Annotated in this window: 12 protein-coding genes; 3 read left to right on the top strand and 9 right to left on the bottom strand. The window is 51.1% G+C overall.

Going from position 1 to position 16,625, the window contains the following annotated elements; all coding sequences use genetic code 11:
* Window positions 1-9 precede the first annotated feature (9 nt).
* From ACO0LF_RS23645 to ACO0LF_RS23635, 3 genes are all read right to left on the bottom strand, one after another.
* Window positions 10-891: a phosphatidate cytidylyltransferase gene (locus ACO0LF_RS23645; protein WP_423018478.1), complete on the bottom strand. Its 882-nt coding sequence runs from the start codon at window positions 889-891 to the stop codon at window positions 10-12.
* A gap of 156 nt (window positions 892-1,047) precedes the next feature.
* The gene (locus tag ACO0LF_RS23640) at window positions 1,048-2,691 is read right to left on the bottom strand and encodes a diguanylate cyclase (protein ID WP_423018477.1); all 1,644 of its coding nucleotides are present in this window, start codon (window positions 2,689-2,691) and stop codon (window positions 1,048-1,050) included.
* Window positions 2,692-3,084 carry a response regulator gene (locus ACO0LF_RS23635; RefSeq protein WP_423003206.1) on the bottom strand — a complete coding sequence of 131 codons (393 nt, stop codon included), beginning with the start codon at window positions 3,082-3,084 and terminating at the stop codon, window positions 2,692-2,694.
* A 348-nt stretch (window positions 3,085-3,432) separates the two neighbouring features.
* Between ACO0LF_RS23635 and ACO0LF_RS23630 the strand changes: the two genes are divergently transcribed.
* Window positions 3,433-5,067: a M28 family peptidase gene (locus ACO0LF_RS23630; protein WP_423018475.1), complete on the top strand. Its 1,635-nt coding sequence runs from the start codon at window positions 3,433-3,435 to the stop codon at window positions 5,065-5,067.
* Window positions 5,068-5,244: 177 nt separating this feature from the next.
* Here the strand turns inward: ACO0LF_RS23630 and ACO0LF_RS23625 are convergent, their stop codons facing one another.
* From ACO0LF_RS23625 to hutU, 5 genes are all read right to left on the bottom strand, one after another.
* Entirely contained in the window at window positions 5,245-8,964 is a 3,720-nt protein-coding gene (locus ACO0LF_RS23625) for a DUF748 domain-containing protein (RefSeq protein ID WP_423018473.1), read from the bottom strand.
* Window positions 8,965-9,112: 148 nt separating this feature from the next.
* Window positions 9,113-10,336, bottom strand: a complete 1,224-nt coding sequence (gene hutI, locus ACO0LF_RS23620) for an imidazolonepropionase (protein ID WP_423018471.1) — start codon at window positions 10,334-10,336, stop codon at window positions 9,113-9,115.
* Window positions 10,336-10,944 (bottom strand): HutD family protein, encoded by a 609-nt coding sequence (locus tag ACO0LF_RS23615; protein WP_423018469.1) that lies wholly within the window; start codon window positions 10,942-10,944, stop codon window positions 10,336-10,338. Before ACO0LF_RS23615 ends, hutI begins: the two co-directional genes overlap by 1 nt.
* An 89-nt stretch (window positions 10,945-11,033) precedes the next feature.
* Window positions 11,034-12,575, bottom strand: a complete 1,542-nt coding sequence (gene hutH, locus ACO0LF_RS23610) for a histidine ammonia-lyase (RefSeq protein WP_423003214.1) — start codon at window positions 12,573-12,575, stop codon at window positions 11,034-11,036.
* Window positions 12,576-12,792: 217 nt separating this feature from the next.
* Complete coding sequence (gene hutU, locus ACO0LF_RS23605) at window positions 12,793-14,496, bottom strand: urocanate hydratase (RefSeq protein ID WP_423018467.1); 1,704 nt, start codon at window positions 14,494-14,496, stop codon at window positions 12,793-12,795.
* Between the two features lie 300 nt (window positions 14,497-14,796).
* Here hutU and ACO0LF_RS23600 point away from each other — a divergent pair, with 300 nt between their 5' ends.
* Complete coding sequence (locus ACO0LF_RS23600) at window positions 14,797-15,204, top strand: rhodanese-like domain-containing protein (protein ID WP_423018465.1); 408 nt, start codon at window positions 14,797-14,799, stop codon at window positions 15,202-15,204.
* Entirely contained in the window at window positions 15,201-15,686 is a 486-nt protein-coding gene (locus tag ACO0LF_RS23595) for a GNAT family N-acetyltransferase (protein ID WP_423018463.1), read from the top strand. The genes ACO0LF_RS23600 and ACO0LF_RS23595 overlap by 4 nt, the downstream gene beginning before the upstream one ends.
* Before the next feature lie 130 nt (window positions 15,687-15,816).
* Here the strand turns inward: ACO0LF_RS23595 and ACO0LF_RS23590 are convergent, their stop codons facing one another.
* Entirely contained in the window at window positions 15,817-16,623 is an 807-nt protein-coding gene (locus ACO0LF_RS23590) for an isocitrate lyase/PEP mutase family protein (protein WP_423018461.1), read from the bottom strand.
* Window positions 16,624-16,625 lie beyond the last annotated feature (2 nt).

Below are 16,625 nucleotides of genomic sequence, written 5' to 3'. Positions count from 1 at the left end.
ATTCATTTTTCAGAACAGGAGACCCAGATACAGTAAGGGAGCGGTCAAGACCAGGCTATCCACCCTGTCCAGTATGCCACCATGACCGGGTATCAATTCAGAAAAATCCTTGATCTTCAGATAGCGTTTTGCAGCTGAAAATATCAGGTCACCGGCGAAACCACCAAGTGACAGCAAAATGCCCATCAGCAATAAATAAGTGGTGCTGGCCAAATGCAGGTACATGCCAAGACCAAGTGAAACGAACATGGAAACTGCCACACCACCCATTAAACCTTGTACCGTTTTATTCGGGCTGATGGTGGGAGCTATGGTTTGTTTGCCAAAGATTTTGCCGCTGACAAACTGGGCGATGTCATTCAAGGCAGTGACGACAAACAGGTAAAAAAACCAGGCCATCCTGACTTCGTTAGAAAATGGCAAGGTCAACAGTTCCAGCATGAAGCTCAAGCCATAACAAAGCAGCAAGAACAACATCAGGAGTAATTGATTGCGTCGTCGCCAGATGAAAAACTGCAAGGCTTGCAGGCACAGCAAGGCAGGCAAGATCAGGCTGGAATCAAAACTGTCTACATATTGCAAGGCAACTTGCAGCAACACGAGTATCAGGCAAGGCAAAAGGAAACGCCAGCGTGGCCCGGTATAGTGCAGGGATAACTCACGCACAGCCAATACCACGATCAGCAGGGCCATCAATAGTGGGCCCACAGGATATAAAAGCAGACTCAGGCTGACAACAGGAAAAAGAAACCACCAGGCATTGACTTGTTTGCGTAACTGGCTCTCGGGCGAGCTATGCCTGCCCACGCTAACACTTGCGAAAGCCAGAAGCAGGTAGAGCATCAACATGGCACCCAGAGTAGGGTTACCCAGAAGAAATTTTGGAAACACTAATCAACCTGAACAACAATGAAGATATTCCAGTGTACACCGAACTCAGTCTGTGTTTGCTTTTTGAATATGTAAGTATTGGAAACAAGCAGGGTCTACCCTGCTTGGAAAACATAACAGGCCAAGTTGATTGGCCCCTTATGTCGCAGCAGAAGATCAGGCCAGGCTGATGCGGTTCCTGCCCTCTTGCTTTGATACATACATGGCTGCATCGGCAATATCAAATAACTCGTCTGCATCCAGAGTAGATTCAAGATCAGCCACGCCGCCCGAGAAACTAACGGAGAAGTGTCCGCCCTCACAATGCTGCTGTATCTTGGTGAATGCCTGCCTGACTTGATCAAGTACCCGACGGGCGGTAGTCGCGTTAGTGTCCGGGAAGATCACGGCAAATTCCTCGCCACCATAACGGCCAACGATGTCACTGCGACGCAGACGCTGGCGCAAGAGTCTGGCCAAGGTGCGCAAGACCTGGTCACCAGCAGGATGGCCATAGGTATCATTGATATATTTAAAGTTATCCAGGTCTATCATGGCCAATGCCAGCGGTGAACCGGTGCGGCCAGCCTGTGATATCTCGGAAGACAATTGCTCCTTGATGGCAGTGTGATTAAACAAACCTGTCAGCCCATCACGCATGATGAGGGCGCGCAAAGAACGATAGCGCTCAGCCCTGGAAGCAATGGATGATTTCAGATATTCCGGCGCTACCGGCTTGGTGATGAAATCGTCAGCCCCGGCCCTGACTGCATCAAGCTGCTTGCTGAGATCAGCTTCGCTGGACAAAAATACGATAGGCACATCGACATAGGAATTGTCTTGCCTGATCAGGCGTGACAACTCCACCCCGCTGCATACTGGCATATAGATATCCATGAGCAGCAATTCCGGGCGAAAATCCGTCATGACTGTCAATATCTGCGTAGGGTCATTGAGCAGATAGACATTCATGCCTGCATCACGCAAAATCGCTCCATAAAACTTGGAGGTGACAGCATCATCATCGATGATAAGGACGCGGTAACCCTTGTTTTCATCAAGCTGCAACAGGGCTTCTATGCGTTCAGTCAGAGCGACGACATCAACAGGCTTGGTGAAATAACCATCGCCACTGGCACGCACTGCCAATAAGCGTGAATCAAAACTGCTGGAGCGCGAGACAAAGACAGTAGGAATACGGAAACGCTCTATCTGTTTGATGCGCGAAATTTCCTCAGCGCCGGCAACCTTGCCTTCCGGGAAGCTCAGTTCTATGACGATGACATGCGGCCTGCGTGTGGCGACAGCCTTGGCCAGCGCGCCCAGGTGATTGATGCGCACTATCTCATAACCGAAATGCTCAAGTTGTACTGTGATTTCCTGATTTTGCGCTTCATCCTCGTCAACCAGGTAAATCAGATGAGGGTCACTGCTGTCACGCTCTTCTTCCTGCACGCTTTCGGCAACACCATTAACTGGTACATTGTCGTGCTGCAAAGCATATTCAAAATAGCGATTGACCTCAGCGGCATAAGCCTTCAATTCCTCGACTTGCCAGGCTTTACCTTCAAGATGAGGTTTCAGGGTGGATTCAAATACCCGGGCCTGTGCGCCGATTTCGGCAAAGCCAAAGGTGCCGGCAGAACCTGCCATGGTATGCAGGTGCCGGTGCAAGACAACCATGGACTCTTTGTCCTCTGGTTGTTCCACTACTTTTTGCAAGGTTTGCGTGATTTCATCAAATTTGGAAGGCAGTTTTTGTAAAAAAATAGCCTCGAGAGCACGCAATTTTTCTTGCAGGCTATCATTTTTGTCAGACATTTAGGCTTTCTCCTGCCATAAGCCCCGCACCTGAATTGATAGTTCCATAGGATCAAACGGTTTTGCAATCACGCCTATGGCGCCCAGCGATTTATAAAATTCCATTTCCGACGACTGCACCTTGGCAGTCATGAAAATAACGGGTGTTGTTTTTGTGATAGGCAATTTGCGTAATTCAGCCAGGGTGGTAGGACCATCCATATTTGGCATCATGACATCTAAAAGCAAGAGATCAGGAACAAAGCCAGCGCTGACTTCAGCAATAGCCTGCGCGCCTGAACTACAAGTCTTTAGACTAAAGCCACCTACCACTTCCAGAGCAATCTGTGCCACGGTTTGTATATCAGCATCGTCTTCAACATACAAAATGCTGGCGAGCGTTGCAGAAGTCATTGCTACTCCTTATTGCGATAGATAAAACAGATAGCTTCAGGATAAATCAAGATTACTCGCAAAACAACAGTAAATCCTGTTCATTATCAGAATAATCATCATTCTAAGAGCCGTCGACAACAAGTCAGGGCATAAATCCACTTTTTTGTTTCCACGAGAAATGTATTTTTTAAATAATTGTTCGCTCATACGCCAAACCAATCGAGATTATCATTGCTACATAGCAAGTAATTAAGGGCAACAGGACTGTTTTCCTGTTGCTGCGGGCCTTTGGCCTCTAAAAATACCCGCCATGTAATATGATCTGGCGACCAATCAAATCAATTTATAGACTTCACAGGAGTACTGATGCGCTTCGCGTTGACCGCCATATCCAGCCTGGCTTTACATTTTGCGCTCCCCCATCATCCGACACTGGCACAGCAAGTACAAGAAGCGCCCTTGCGTGCGCATCTGGCATTTTTATCTGACGATTTGCTGGAAGGACGTGGAACTGGCCAACGCGGCGGCGATCTTGCAGTGCACTACCTGGAAGCACAAGCAGCGGCTATGGGTTTGGTGCAAATACCAGGAGCAAATGGCTACCGCCAAACTGTGACGCTGCTAGGCAGCCAGACTCTCAACAGTAGCCAACTCCGTTTTGAAACAAGTAAAGCCAGCCTCTCGCCAGCCATGGGGGCTGAGATTGTATATGGTTCTTCCAACGGCAAAGCCGACAATGATTTCAATGCAACTCTGGTGTTTGTCGGCTACGGTGTGCGTGCACCAGAAGAACATTGGGATGATTTCAAAGGCATAGACCTTAAAGGCAAGTTGTTGATCATGATGGTTAACGATCCTCAGCCAACAGTAGCGGAGCCAAATCGTTTTGCCGGAAAAGCACTCACCTATTATGGCCGCTGGACCTACAAGTTTGAAGAAGCCGCACGCCAGGGCGCTGCCGGTGTGCTATTGATACATACTTTGCCCTCTGCCAGCTACGCCTGGAACGTGCCACAAACATCTTTTAGCCACGAACGTTTCAGTCTTGGGAACAATGGAAATGCGCTGGAAGGCTGGATACAGGAAGATACTGCCAAAGCGCTGTTCACCGCTGCGGGACAAGATTTGGATGCAATGCGTGCACAAGCCGAAACCCGTGAATTCAAACCGGTCGCCATCGATGCCAGGATACATGTCACATTGCGCAGTACTGTACGTAAAGTGGAGCAGCAAAACATCATAGGCATGGTGCCTGGCAAAGACGCAAAACTGAAACATGAGGCAGTACTGTATTCCGCACACTGGGATCATCTGGGCATAGTGCAAGAACCTGGCAAACCCGCACAAATCTGGAATGGTGCCGTGGACAATGCTTCCGGTGCTGCGGCATTGCTGGCCATGGCACAAGCTGCGGTGGCACATCCAGCGAAACGCACACAGATTTTCTTATGGCCTGCGGCGGAAGAACAGGGCTTGCTAGGCAGCGCATTTTATGTTCAACAGCCATTATGGCCACTGGCAAAAACTGCGGCCGATCTGAATCTGGACAGCATGAATTTTGTCGGAAAAACCCAGGACATAGGTGTGGCAGGCAGTGAACACAGCAGTCTGTTTAGCAGTGCCACCTCGGTTGCAAAAAAAATGGGCTTGCGTATTGCGCCACCGGTTGCCGATTTAGGGGGCGCATTCTTTCGCGCCGACCATTTCAACTTTGTGCGGGCGGGGGTTCCGGCGTTCAATGTTGGCTCTGCCGTGTTTTCTGGTGATGGATCATTTGCCTTCGATCACGATGCTGAACAAGAGGCTGCTCAAATGAAAGCATTCAAAAAAGACTACCACACCCCGCGCGATCGCTACAACCCAGCTTGGGATTTAGGCGGCATGCTACAACAGGCGCAATTTACTTTGAATCTGGGTTATGCGGTGGCTAACGATACAGCGATGCCAGTCTGGAAAAAGGGTGGGATATATAAGCGAACAGCGAAGCGCGCAGCGCAGTAACAGGGATGCAGCAGAGCTCATGTACCAATCTCTGCTGCAACTACTGCAACTACTGCAACTACTGCAACTACTGCAACTACTGCAACTACTGCAACTACTGCGACAGCATCAACGCGCCACCTCATTACAGCAGGCAATCACTTTGCGCTGCTTTCATCTCGCTTAAGCTATTTTAAGTTATTTCAGCGAAAAATCCACCCGACTCGGACTACCCTTGTCCTTGATACCATCGGCATTGAGTCTGGGAGCAATCAGGAATAATCTTTCGCGTTCAATACCAGAAACATCTTCCAGATAATCACGCACATTATCTGCACGTTTTTGCGCCAGGCTGCGCAAGGCATCCGGCGTGACCTGTGTATTGGCGAGTATCATTTTTTCGGCTTCTGCGGTTGGCAGGGTTTTGGCCATGCCAACCGCATTGCGTGGCTTGGTGAATTTTTCGGCTTGATAGACTTCTTCTACATACTTGGCTTTTTCAACATCTGTAATAACGATATCTTCTTTTTTGATCGTGCGGTCTTTTTGATGCACGTCTTTCCATTTCAATTCGCGCATTTTTTGCAGCAGCAATATCTGGCGTATGCCGTCACTGTCAGTCGCTGGCTCTACCCGGCCTATGATGTCCAGTTTCAAGGCGCTGCGGTTTTTAAGTGCCTTGGCCAGGTTGTCAAGCTTGGCTGTTGCCTCGGGAGTCAGGCTGGTTTGACCTGGCAAGAACTCGGTATAAGCAAGCTCTTCACCGCCACCAAACATGGAACCCAGCAAGGCGAATGGCGAAGTCACGGCCTTGGTAATCACGTTCATGAACACCTTGAAGATAATGCCACCGACTGAAAATTGCGGATCAGACAGGGAGCCGGTAATCGGTAAATTAATATTTATCCTGCCCTGGTTATCGCGTAACAAGGCCACGGCCAGCATGACGGGCAATTTGGTCGCGGTCGGGCTATCCACTTTTTCGCCAAAAGTCAGCTGATCAAGCCGCACATCATTTTCTGCCTGTAATTGCTGGTTCTCTATGCGGTAAGACACCTGCATCGACAGCTTACCCTTTTCTATGACATAACCTGCATACTTGGCAGCATACGGTGTCAGGCGAGTCAATTCCAGACCGTTTGCACTGGCCTTTACATCCATGAAAATCGGATTGGACAAAGGATTCAAAGCACCGGATATGAGCAGTGGCGCATCATCATCAACCTTGCCTGTCAGTTCTATGCTTGCAGGCTGAGGATTGTCTGAGGCTATCGCACCTATGGTACCGGCAACACCAGTCAGATTCGCGGTGTAATTGGGCTTGACGAAATTGTCGGTGAAATTGATATTGCCGCCCTTCAGCGTGGTCTGCGCTATGCGTATAGCAATCGGGTTGGCTTTTTCCACCTTGGCGGGCAAGGGCACGGTGACGATAGTCGATGTCGCAGTTTTGCTGGTGACAGCTTTGGCTGCATCATCTGTCGGAGTGGCCTGAGCTGTTGCTTCAGCTTCTTCTGCATCTGCCTTCTTGGTGCTGAGTATGGTTTGTATATTCAACTTGCCCCTGGCAGACAAAATGGCACGCGCATAAAAGTCATTGAGGGCGAGTTTTTTCAGGTTGACTAACTGTTTGTCGCCACCAATCTGGGCACTGATGCCATCCATGGAGATGTTCTTCCATTCCAGGAAATCTTCGTCTGCACCGTTTTCCAGCAGGTGAAAATCATTCAATGCCAGCATGCCTTCATAATTGATCTGCCTGCTGCTATCAAGCACATTAGTCAGGTTCAATTTACCCTTGATATCTGCCCGGCCTCGTGTCAGCGCAGCATTCACATAGGGTGATACATAGGGGAATAATGCCGACACAGGCAAACCTTGACCATCCAGATTCATGCTGATATTTTTTAACTGGCTGGATGCTGTTGCATCAAGAATCAGCTTAGACTTTTTACCTATATTGGTCTGCAAAGTCATTTTCACTGGCTGCGACATATCGCTGCTGAGTTTTTCTGCATGCAGGCTAAAACCATCAAGCTTGATTTTTACTTCTGGCGACATGGATTTATCGTTGTAGCTGACAGCACTATCCTTGAAATCCAGGGCGGCCAAATTGACTTTCCATGCAGGAGCAGTTGCAGTGCTTGCCGCATTATTGCCAGCTACCTCAGGTGCGGCCTGATTTGTGCCTGCACCAGATTTCAGCCATTTTTTAAAATTCAATACCGCCTGTTCATCGCGCAATACATCGGTCACCAGGCCATCAAACAATATACTGCCTATATTGACTTGCCTGCTCTCCATGTTCAGAGTCAGCTTATCTACCGTCAATGCTTTCAGGTTGAAAATACCATCATCAGCAGACTTGGGCTTGATGGCAAACTGACTCAGTTTCATGCCCAGATCATCGACTTGCACCAGACCTTTTTGCACTTGCAATTGCGCATTCACGTCAAATTTACCGCTGACGCTTGCGAGTAAATAATTGCTCAGCAAAGGCTGGTAAGTGGCCAGTGACCAGGAGCTTAACGCCAGTTGTGCTTTGACCGTGCCAGCCAGTGCTTGCATCTCACCTTCCAGTTTCAGACTTTCGTCATTTTCGCCACTCAGTGCAAGCTTGAAAGGCGCAACTTTGGCGTCGGCTGAAGATGACAGTCCATGCGCGCTAAAGCTGATATCTTTGAGATTGACGGTCTGTGCGGGGTTGGCATGCTTGGCATCACGGAAATGCACTATCCCTTTTGACAATTGCAGCTCTGCCAGTTGCTGCAAGACTGTGACAGGTTTTGCCACGCTCGCTGCTGAAGACGATGCTGAAGCGGAGGCAGAGGCGCTGGCCACTGCTGGCACTGTTGCATTCTTATTATTTGCTTTGCCATCTTTGGCTGGGCTAGCCGGCGCAGCCAGGCTGGCCCAGTTCAGTTGCCCCTGCTGATTGATATCCAGCCAGATTTCTGGCGCTGACAACTCCAGCTTGCTGATGCTGGCTGCGGCTGTCATGACATTCACCTGTTTGATTTGCGCATGCAGACTGCCCAGCTTCAGCAATGGTGCATCTGCCTTATCATTGACATGCAGCTCATCCAGATGCACGTCACCTGCCAACAGTAATTCTGCATGAGCATTCTTGCGACTGAAAATCAAATCCAGTTTGGTCGACAATTTTGCATTCTGAATTTTCACTGGCAAGGCCGCGGGTACATAGGGCAAATATTGTGTCAGATCCAGCTTATCCAAATCGATCGCCAGTGAAGTATCCAGGCTATTCGTGAATGGCCTGGCCCTGCCCTTGAGTACAAAGTTTGAACCATTGACCTTGGCCGATAACAGAGGCTCAACAAAACTCTCTACCTGATTAGGGAAGTTGGACACAAAGGGCACGCCGATTTGCAAAGCTTCTATCTTGAATTGTTCATTGACGACCTTGTCATCTATCTCTATACGGCCACCGGCAAGTTGCAGGTTCGCCAGCGAAAAGCGTGTGGTTGATTCGCTCTTGGGCATGGCTGCAATTTTCTCCAGGACATCGCTGAAGTTGTAGCGTCCATAACCCTCACCTGGGGTGCGGATAATATGCACGTAAGGCTCTGTGAGCCTGACTTCATCAACGATGAGGGCCTGACGAAACAGCGATGCCAGTGACAAATTCAGAACCAGTTCCCTGACCTTGACTGCGGGTGTGCGCTGGTCAGCTTCATATAAATTCAAGCCCTCTATAGTCAGTGCCAGCCTGAAAGGTGAAAAGCGAATATCCGCCATGTCCAGCTTGCGGCCTATTTGCTGTTGCACTTGTTCTGTGGCGATGCGTTTGACTATGCCGGGCAGAAAAACCCAACTCAATACCACCAGCAATAACAGCAGCCCGATAAAGCCTGCAGCCCAGCGCCCTAGATGCCAGCGTTGGTTTGCGTTAGTCATTTTCTGTTTTATTGTGGTCATGATGTCGTCTGGTGAGTCTGCTGCGTTTGTGTTCCAAACAAGATTATAGTCGCCAGTGACTGCGATAAAAAGAAAACCCCGCGCATGCGGGGTTAAAGAATGTCAATCAGCAAAGATTTTGAGCCTGCTAAGCCAGCAATTTGCCCGCAAACACCTTGGCCTGCAAAGGATTGCCCCCTATGTGGTAGGCCAGATCCGCCGGTCTGGCGATATCCCACAGTGCGAAATCTGCCGCCTTGCCCACTGCCAGGCTACCGGCCTCAGCACTCAAGCCCAGCGCTTGCGCTGCATGGCAAGTCACGCCTTGCAAAGCTTCCAGCGGTGTCATGCGGAACAGGGTGCAAGCCATATTCATGGTCAGCAACAGTGAAGTCATGGGTGATGTGCCGGGGTTGCAGTCAGTTGCCAGCGCAATCGGCACGCCAGCGGCACGCAAGGCAGCCAGAGGTGGATATTTGGTTTCGCGCAAAAAGTAAAAAGCACCTGGCAAGAGCACAGCCACCGTACCACTGGCCGCCATGGCGGCGATACCCTCATCTGATAAATATTCCAGATGGTCAGCCGACAAACCTTGGTACTTTGCTGTCAATGCGGCACCGCCCTGATCAGATAATTGTTCAGCATGCAGCTTGACTGGCAAGCCGAATGCTTGTGCCGCCTGGAATACCAGTTCTGTCTGGGCTGGCGTAAAGCCTATTTTTTCACAGAACACATCAACGGCATCGACCAGTCCTTCAGCTACCAGAGCAGGCAACATCTGCTCGCACACCAGTTTGATGTATTCATCAGCCCTGCCTGCATACTCTGGCGGCAAGGCATGCGCGCCCAGAAATGTGGTTTTGACACGCACCGGAAATTCACGTCCTATGCGTCTGGCCACACGCAATATGCGGGCTTCGGTTTCCAGGTCCAGACCATAGCCAGACTTGATTTCCAGCGTTGTGACACCTTCGGCCAGCATCGCATGCAGGCGTGGCAGGGTTACAGCCAGTAATTCATCTTGACTTGCAGCACGGGTAGCACGCACGGTGGCATTGATGCCGCCACCCTGTCTGGCGATTTCTTCATAGGCAACGCCATTCAGGCGTGCTTCAAATTCATTGCTACGGTTACCAGCGTAGACCAGATGGGTGTGGCAATCAATGAGGCCGGGGGTCAACCAGCAGCCCTTGCCATCATGGGTTTTAGCGGCGACATACCCAGCAGGCAATTCGCTTTGCTTGCCCAGCCAGGCAATCCTGCCATCCTTGACGGCGATGGCAGCCTCCCTGATTTCGCCATAGCCATCGCTCATACGGGCCAGGTGAACATTGGTCCACAGGCTATCCCAGGATAAAGCTGTCGCATTCATCAGCTGTCACCCATGCTCAGAAATTGTATGCGTATCAGATACAGTACCGCGTCTTCATCCGCATGCAGGTTCAGGCTTATACCCTGATGCTCATGTTCTTCTTCAAACAGGCAGCAATCATAGTCTTGTAAAGTCTCACCTGTCGCCAGACGGGCACTACCCTTGGCACAGAACAGCAAAAGCTGCTGGGCATCATTGGCTTCAATGAAATGCTTGCCTGCTTCAAGTCTTTGCATGTGATGGGTGCAGACATCGCGCCGCGTCATCATATTCAGGTCCAGCACGGTACCATGCAAGAGTTCGGCATTGATGGGGGTCTCGCCACTGAACTGGTGCGGCAGGCTGTCTTGTTTAAGGAAGACACTAGGCCCATGAACCTGCTCGTTATCACTATGCAGTATCAAGCCTTCACCAGACAAAATCGCGAGCGTCCTGTCTATCTGGGCGAAATGCGAAAACGGGCCATTGCTGCTGACTTCGGCAGTACTGAAACGCCAGACGAAATGATCGAGACCTGCGCCCGTTGGAAATATCGCCAGCTCAGTCGTGCTGCCACCGCCATTTTTCCAGGGCATGGTTTGGTAGTCTTGTTTTGTCCACTTGCGCATATATCCAAAAGCTTTCAGCAAAATACAGAATGGCCCTCTCAGATGAGAGAGCCACTATCTTAATACAAACTGCTAAGCTTCAAGCAGAATCAGGCCAAATACAGATTTTGATACAACTGCTGACATTGTGCGCTCAAATGGCCTTCAACGACCAGCGCTTTTGCAGCTTCTATATCAGGGGCAAAGAACCTGTCTTTATCATAAAAAGCCACTTTTTCACGTAAAAGCGCATGTACTTGCTTCAACATCGCCGATGTTTGCAAAGGTGCATGAAAGTCCACACCCTGTGCTGCGGCCAGCAATTCTATGCCAACGATGGTCGCCGTATTGTGGGCCATTTCATGCAAACGGCGTGCGCCATAGGTCGCCATGCTGACATGATCTTCCTGGTTGGCCGAAGTCGGAATACTGTCCACACTGGATGGGTGAGCATGTGATTTGTTTTCAGATGCCAGCGCCGCTGCTGTCACGTGAGCAATCATGAAACCAGAATTCAAGCCGGAGGAAGGCACCAGGAAAGGTGGCAGACCAGAAATCGAGGAATCGATCAGCAAGGCAATGCGGCGCTCAGAGATGGAACCTATCTCTGCAATTGCCAGTGCCAGGGTATCTGCCGCAAAAGCCACAGGCTCTGCATGGAAGTTACCACCAGAAATGACTTCGCCAGTTTCCACGAACACCAGCGGATTGTCCGTCACCGCATTGGCTTCTATCAGCAAAGTGCGTGCTGCATTATTGATGATGTCGAGGCAGGCACCCATGACTTGTGGCTGGCAACGCAGGCAATATGGATCTTGCACGCGCTCGTCATTGACAAGGTGGGACTGACGAATTTCACTGCCTTCCAGCAGGCTGCGATAAATCTGTGCGGTTGCGATCTGACCAGGCTGGCCGCGGCTGCTATGGATGCGCGCATCAAACGGGGCATCACTGCCCTTGGCAGCATCGACTGACAAGGAACCAGTAATGGTGCCCGCTTCCAGCAAACGCTCTGCCAGGAACAGGCCATTCAAGGCCAGCGCAGTTGACACTTGCGTACCATTGATGAGTGCCAGACCTTCCTTGGCTGCCAGAACAACAGGCTTGATACCGGCAGCGGCCAGTGCTTCTTTGGCTGGCACCAGTTTGCCATTGACGCGCGCATCACCCTCACCCAGCATAGCCAGAGTCATATGCGACAAAGGTGCCAGATCACCGGATGCACCGACCGAGCCCTTGACCGGGATAGTCGGCATGATGCCGGCGTTATACATGGCGATCATGCTGTCAATCACAGAAGCACGTATGCCGGACACACCACGCGCCAGACTGGCGATCTTCATCGCCAGGATCAGGCGCACGATCTCGTCAGAAATAAATTCGCCAGAACCAACGGAATGCGACAAGATGAGATTGCGCTGCAAAAGTTCCAGCTGGTCATCAGGGATGCGAGTCTTGGCCAGTTTGCCAAAACCGGTATTGATGCCATAAGCCGCGTCACCTTTGGCAACGATTTTATCGATGGTGGCGGATGATGCATTGATAGCTGCATAGGCAGATTCTGCCAGCTTCAAAGGCTGGGCCTTGATCCAGATAGAGCGCAAATCGCTCAGTGTGAATTGGCCGGGTTGAATTTCAAAATGATTACTCATGTGTTTTTCCTGAATACTTTTAATGTCGTCATTCCAGCGCAGGCTGGAACACAGTGTCGTGTGTAGGTTGGGCCGGGCCTCGCTAGGCTACGCCTCATCAGCCCAACACTGGGCCTTCGATAAAGATACGTTCTTTAAACGCTGAGTGTTGGGCTGGCAAACCGTAGCCCAACCTACGTTTAATGTCGCGTCTTCACGTTCAGCGTCAGACTTGTACTTATTTACCGTTTTTAATCATAGGCAAATTCAATCCCTCACGCTCAGCACAAGCAACAGCCTGCTCATAGCCCGCATCCGCATGGCGCATGACGCCAGAACCGCAGTCATTGACCAGCACACGCGCCAGGCGCTTCGCCGCAGCTTCAGTACCATCAGCAACAATGACCATGCCAGAATGTTGAGAGTAACCCATGCCCACGCCACCGCCATGATGCAGCGATACCCAGCTGGCACCGCCTGCAGTATTCAACAATGCATTCAGCAATGGCCAGTCGGAGACGGCATCCGTACCATCGCGCATGCCTTCGGTTTCGCGGTTGGGGCTGGCGACTGAGCCTGTGTCCAGATGGTCACGGCCAATGACAATCGGTGCCTTCAATTCGCCATTCTTGACCATTTCATTGAATGCCAGGCCAGCGATATGGCGCTCACCCAGGCCCAGCCAGCAAATACGTGCTGGCAAACCCTGGAAGGCAATGCGCTCACCAGCCATCTCCAGCCATTTGTGTACACCCTTATTCTCAGGGAACAGTTCCTTGATCTTGGCATCGGTCTTGCGGATATCTTCCGGGTCACCAGACAAGGCTACCCAGCGGAATGGGCCTTTACCATCGCAGAACAAGGGGCGGATATAGGCAGGCACAAAGCCAGGGAAGTCGAAGGCATTCTTGACGCCGGTGTCAAAAGCCACCTGACGGATATTATTACCGTAATCAACTGTCGGTATACCCATGGCGTGGAAATCCAGCATGGCTTGCACATGCACAGCGCAGGCTTGCGAGGCATCGGCAGTCAGTTTTGCATGTTGTGCAGCATCTTGTTGCGCAGCCTTCCACTCGGCCACTGTCCAGCCTATAGGCAGGTAACCATTGATAAGATCATGGGCAGAGGTTTGATCTGTTACCAGATCAGGTTTCATGCCACCCGCTTTTGCGCGCTTGACCAGCTCAGGCAATATTTCTGCGGCATTGCCGAGCAAGGCAATCGACACAGCCTCTTTACGGTCGCAATGATGTTTAATCAGAGCAAAAGCATCATCCAGATCCTTGGCTTGCTTGTCGACATAACGGGTGCGCAGACGGAAGTCTATGCTGGATTGCTGGCATTCGATGTTAAGGGATACCGCACCGGCAAAGCTGGCAGCCAAAGGTTGCGCGCCGCCCATGCCACCCAGGCCAGCTGTCAGTATCCAGCGGCCACCCCAGTCACCATTGAAATGCTGGCGACCTGCCTCGGCAAAGGTTTCATAAGTGCCCTGGACGATGCCTTGCGTACCAATATATATCCAGCTACCGGCAGTCATCTGGCCATACATGAACAGGCCCTTGCGGTCGAGTTCATTGAAATGTTCCCAGTTGGCCCATTTTGGCACCAGGTTGGAGTTGGCGATCAGCACCCGGGGTGCATCTTCGTGTGTCTTGAACACGCCTACCGGTTTGCCTGACTGTATCAGCAGGGTTTCATCTTCATTGAGTTCTTTGAGTGATGCCAGGATCTGGTCATAGCATTCCCAGTTACGGGCGGCGCGGCCTATGCCGCCGTAGACCACCAGATGTTTGGGGTTTTCTGCCACTGCAGGGTCAAGATTATTCTGAATCATGCGGTAGGCCGCTTCGGCTACCCAGGTCTTGCAGGTTTTTTCCGGGCCGCGTGGGGCGTGGATTTCGCGGCTGGCATCCCAGCGTGGATCGTTATTCATCATCTCTCTCCATCAATCTTTACATACAGGATAGCGGTAAAACAGCAGGAATACCGCGCAAATATAAAAATCCGGCCAAGTGCACAAAAACGCAAAAAGCCAGACAAAGCTCAATCAGTGGAAGAAAGTTTAAGTTGTATATACAACTTTTGCAAGCGAAAAATACGGAGGTATTTTAAAAAATGTGCTCGCCCCACACTTTGGCGGGATCTTACCGGATCATGCCGTTAACGCCACTACCCTGATAAGTCCGCAAGACAGACAATGAGCACATCTTCAACCACAACATGAAAGGCAAAACCCATGTCCATCGTTACTGAAGTCGCCGCAGCCAGCAGCGCAGAAACCATCGCCCATTTTGCAGATACCCTGCGCTTTGAAACCGATTGCTGGGATACTCATGACGCACTCTCTGGCGGCAATGCCGACTTTGTCATACTGGATGTACGCAGCCCAGAGTCTTATGCCAAGGGCCATGTACCAGGTGCCATCAACCTGCTCAGGGGCAAGATCATTGCCTCGAAACTGGCCAGCTATCCAGCCGATACTCTGTTTGTGACTTACTGCGCCGGTCCACATTGCAATGGCGCAGCACGTGCAGCCATCAAGCTGGCGCAACTGGGTCGCCCGGTCAAGATCATGGTGGGTGGCATCACTGGCTGGCTGGATGAAGGCTTTAGCCTGACGACAGAAGTCAACGAACTGGCATGAGTGCCATCACGGGACCATCGACATTCTGCATACGCCCTGCCCTCGCCGCTGACGCGGCAGGCTTGTTGCAACTGATGCGTGAACTGGCCGCTTTTGAAGGCTACCTGGCTGAATTTAGCGTCACCGTCGAGGATTTACTGGCACGCGGCCTGGATGCAGAGCAACCACAATTCAGGGCGTATGTGGCAGTGACAGCAGCAGGGGACTTGCTGGCTTATGCAGCCCTCGTCGAAGTTGCTTTCACTTATGACCTGCGTCCAGACTGCCGACTCAAGGAATTATATGTCACCGCACCGGCACGCCAGCTTGGCGTAGGCCGGGCCTTGATGCTAGCTGTGATAGCTGCCGCCAGGCAGCATGGTTGTGGCAGATTAAAATGGGATGTGCTGCCAGGCAATAGCAATGCAAAGCGGTTTTACAGACAGCTGGGTGGTGAACCGGTAAGGGATTGGGAAGCATGGGTGCTGCAGCTTAGGCCCTGAATTTATCAAGCAAAATCAGCATGGCATCTGCTGCCCCAACAAGGCGCTGGGCCGAAGCAGCATGGATAACTTTTCAGCAGATCATCCAGCGTGGATGATCTGTTTTTCAGCACCTTGTCAGTTGCTCATTTCAGCCATCAATATTCAAGGCTGCATTCATATATGGATAACTGAGCTCATGTTTGAATAATGAAGCTGTCTGCCCCTGATGCAAAAACTGGTGCACACCTTCCCTGCCGTGGTGATAAGCAAGCTGGAAAGCTACAGGTCCCAGTGAAAAACGACGGCAACCGGCAGCAAACAATTGATTAATGTCCGGCATGCCAGGCACGGCCATGATGTTGACAGGGATGTCAAGTGCCTGGGCAATTGCAGAAATTACCGCAGCGTCGCAAAGCCCGGGCAAAAACGCAGCACTGGCTCCGGCAGCCTGGTAGGCTTGCGTACGGCTGATTGCCATTTGCAGGGCGGCATCTCCACTCGCCAATCCACGCAGATAAACATCTGTCCTGGCATTGATGAAGAATTCAGCACCAGCCAGCTTGCTACGTATGGCCTTGATTTTTGCGACCAGCAATTCAGGTGTGCCGCCACCATCTTCAAGATTGATGCCAGTCACACCATACTGCTGCAAGTCTGCTACCAGGTCGGCAACCGTGTCGACATCGTCACTATAGCCATCTTCAATATCCACCGACAAAGGCACTTTGATGACACGCATGATGCGTCGCACAGCTGCCAGCAATTCTGCACGTGGCACAGTGCCACCATCAGCATAGCCCAGCGCCCAGGCCAGCGATGCACTGGACGTGGCAATCGCTGTGGCACCGTCACGCTCAAACAGGATAGCACTGGCGGCATCCCAGGCATTGGGTAACAACAAGGGTGTACTGCCCTGGTGCAGTTCGTTGAATTTACTAAAACTTGTGGCTGTCATGA

Source organism: Undibacterium sp. Di27W (genome assembly GCF_049340345.1).
Taxonomy (GTDB): domain Bacteria; phylum Pseudomonadota; class Gammaproteobacteria; order Burkholderiales; family Burkholderiaceae_D; genus Undibacterium.
The sequence above is the reverse complement of the archived record's forward strand: the minus strand, read 5'-3'. Positions and strand labels throughout refer to the sequence as shown.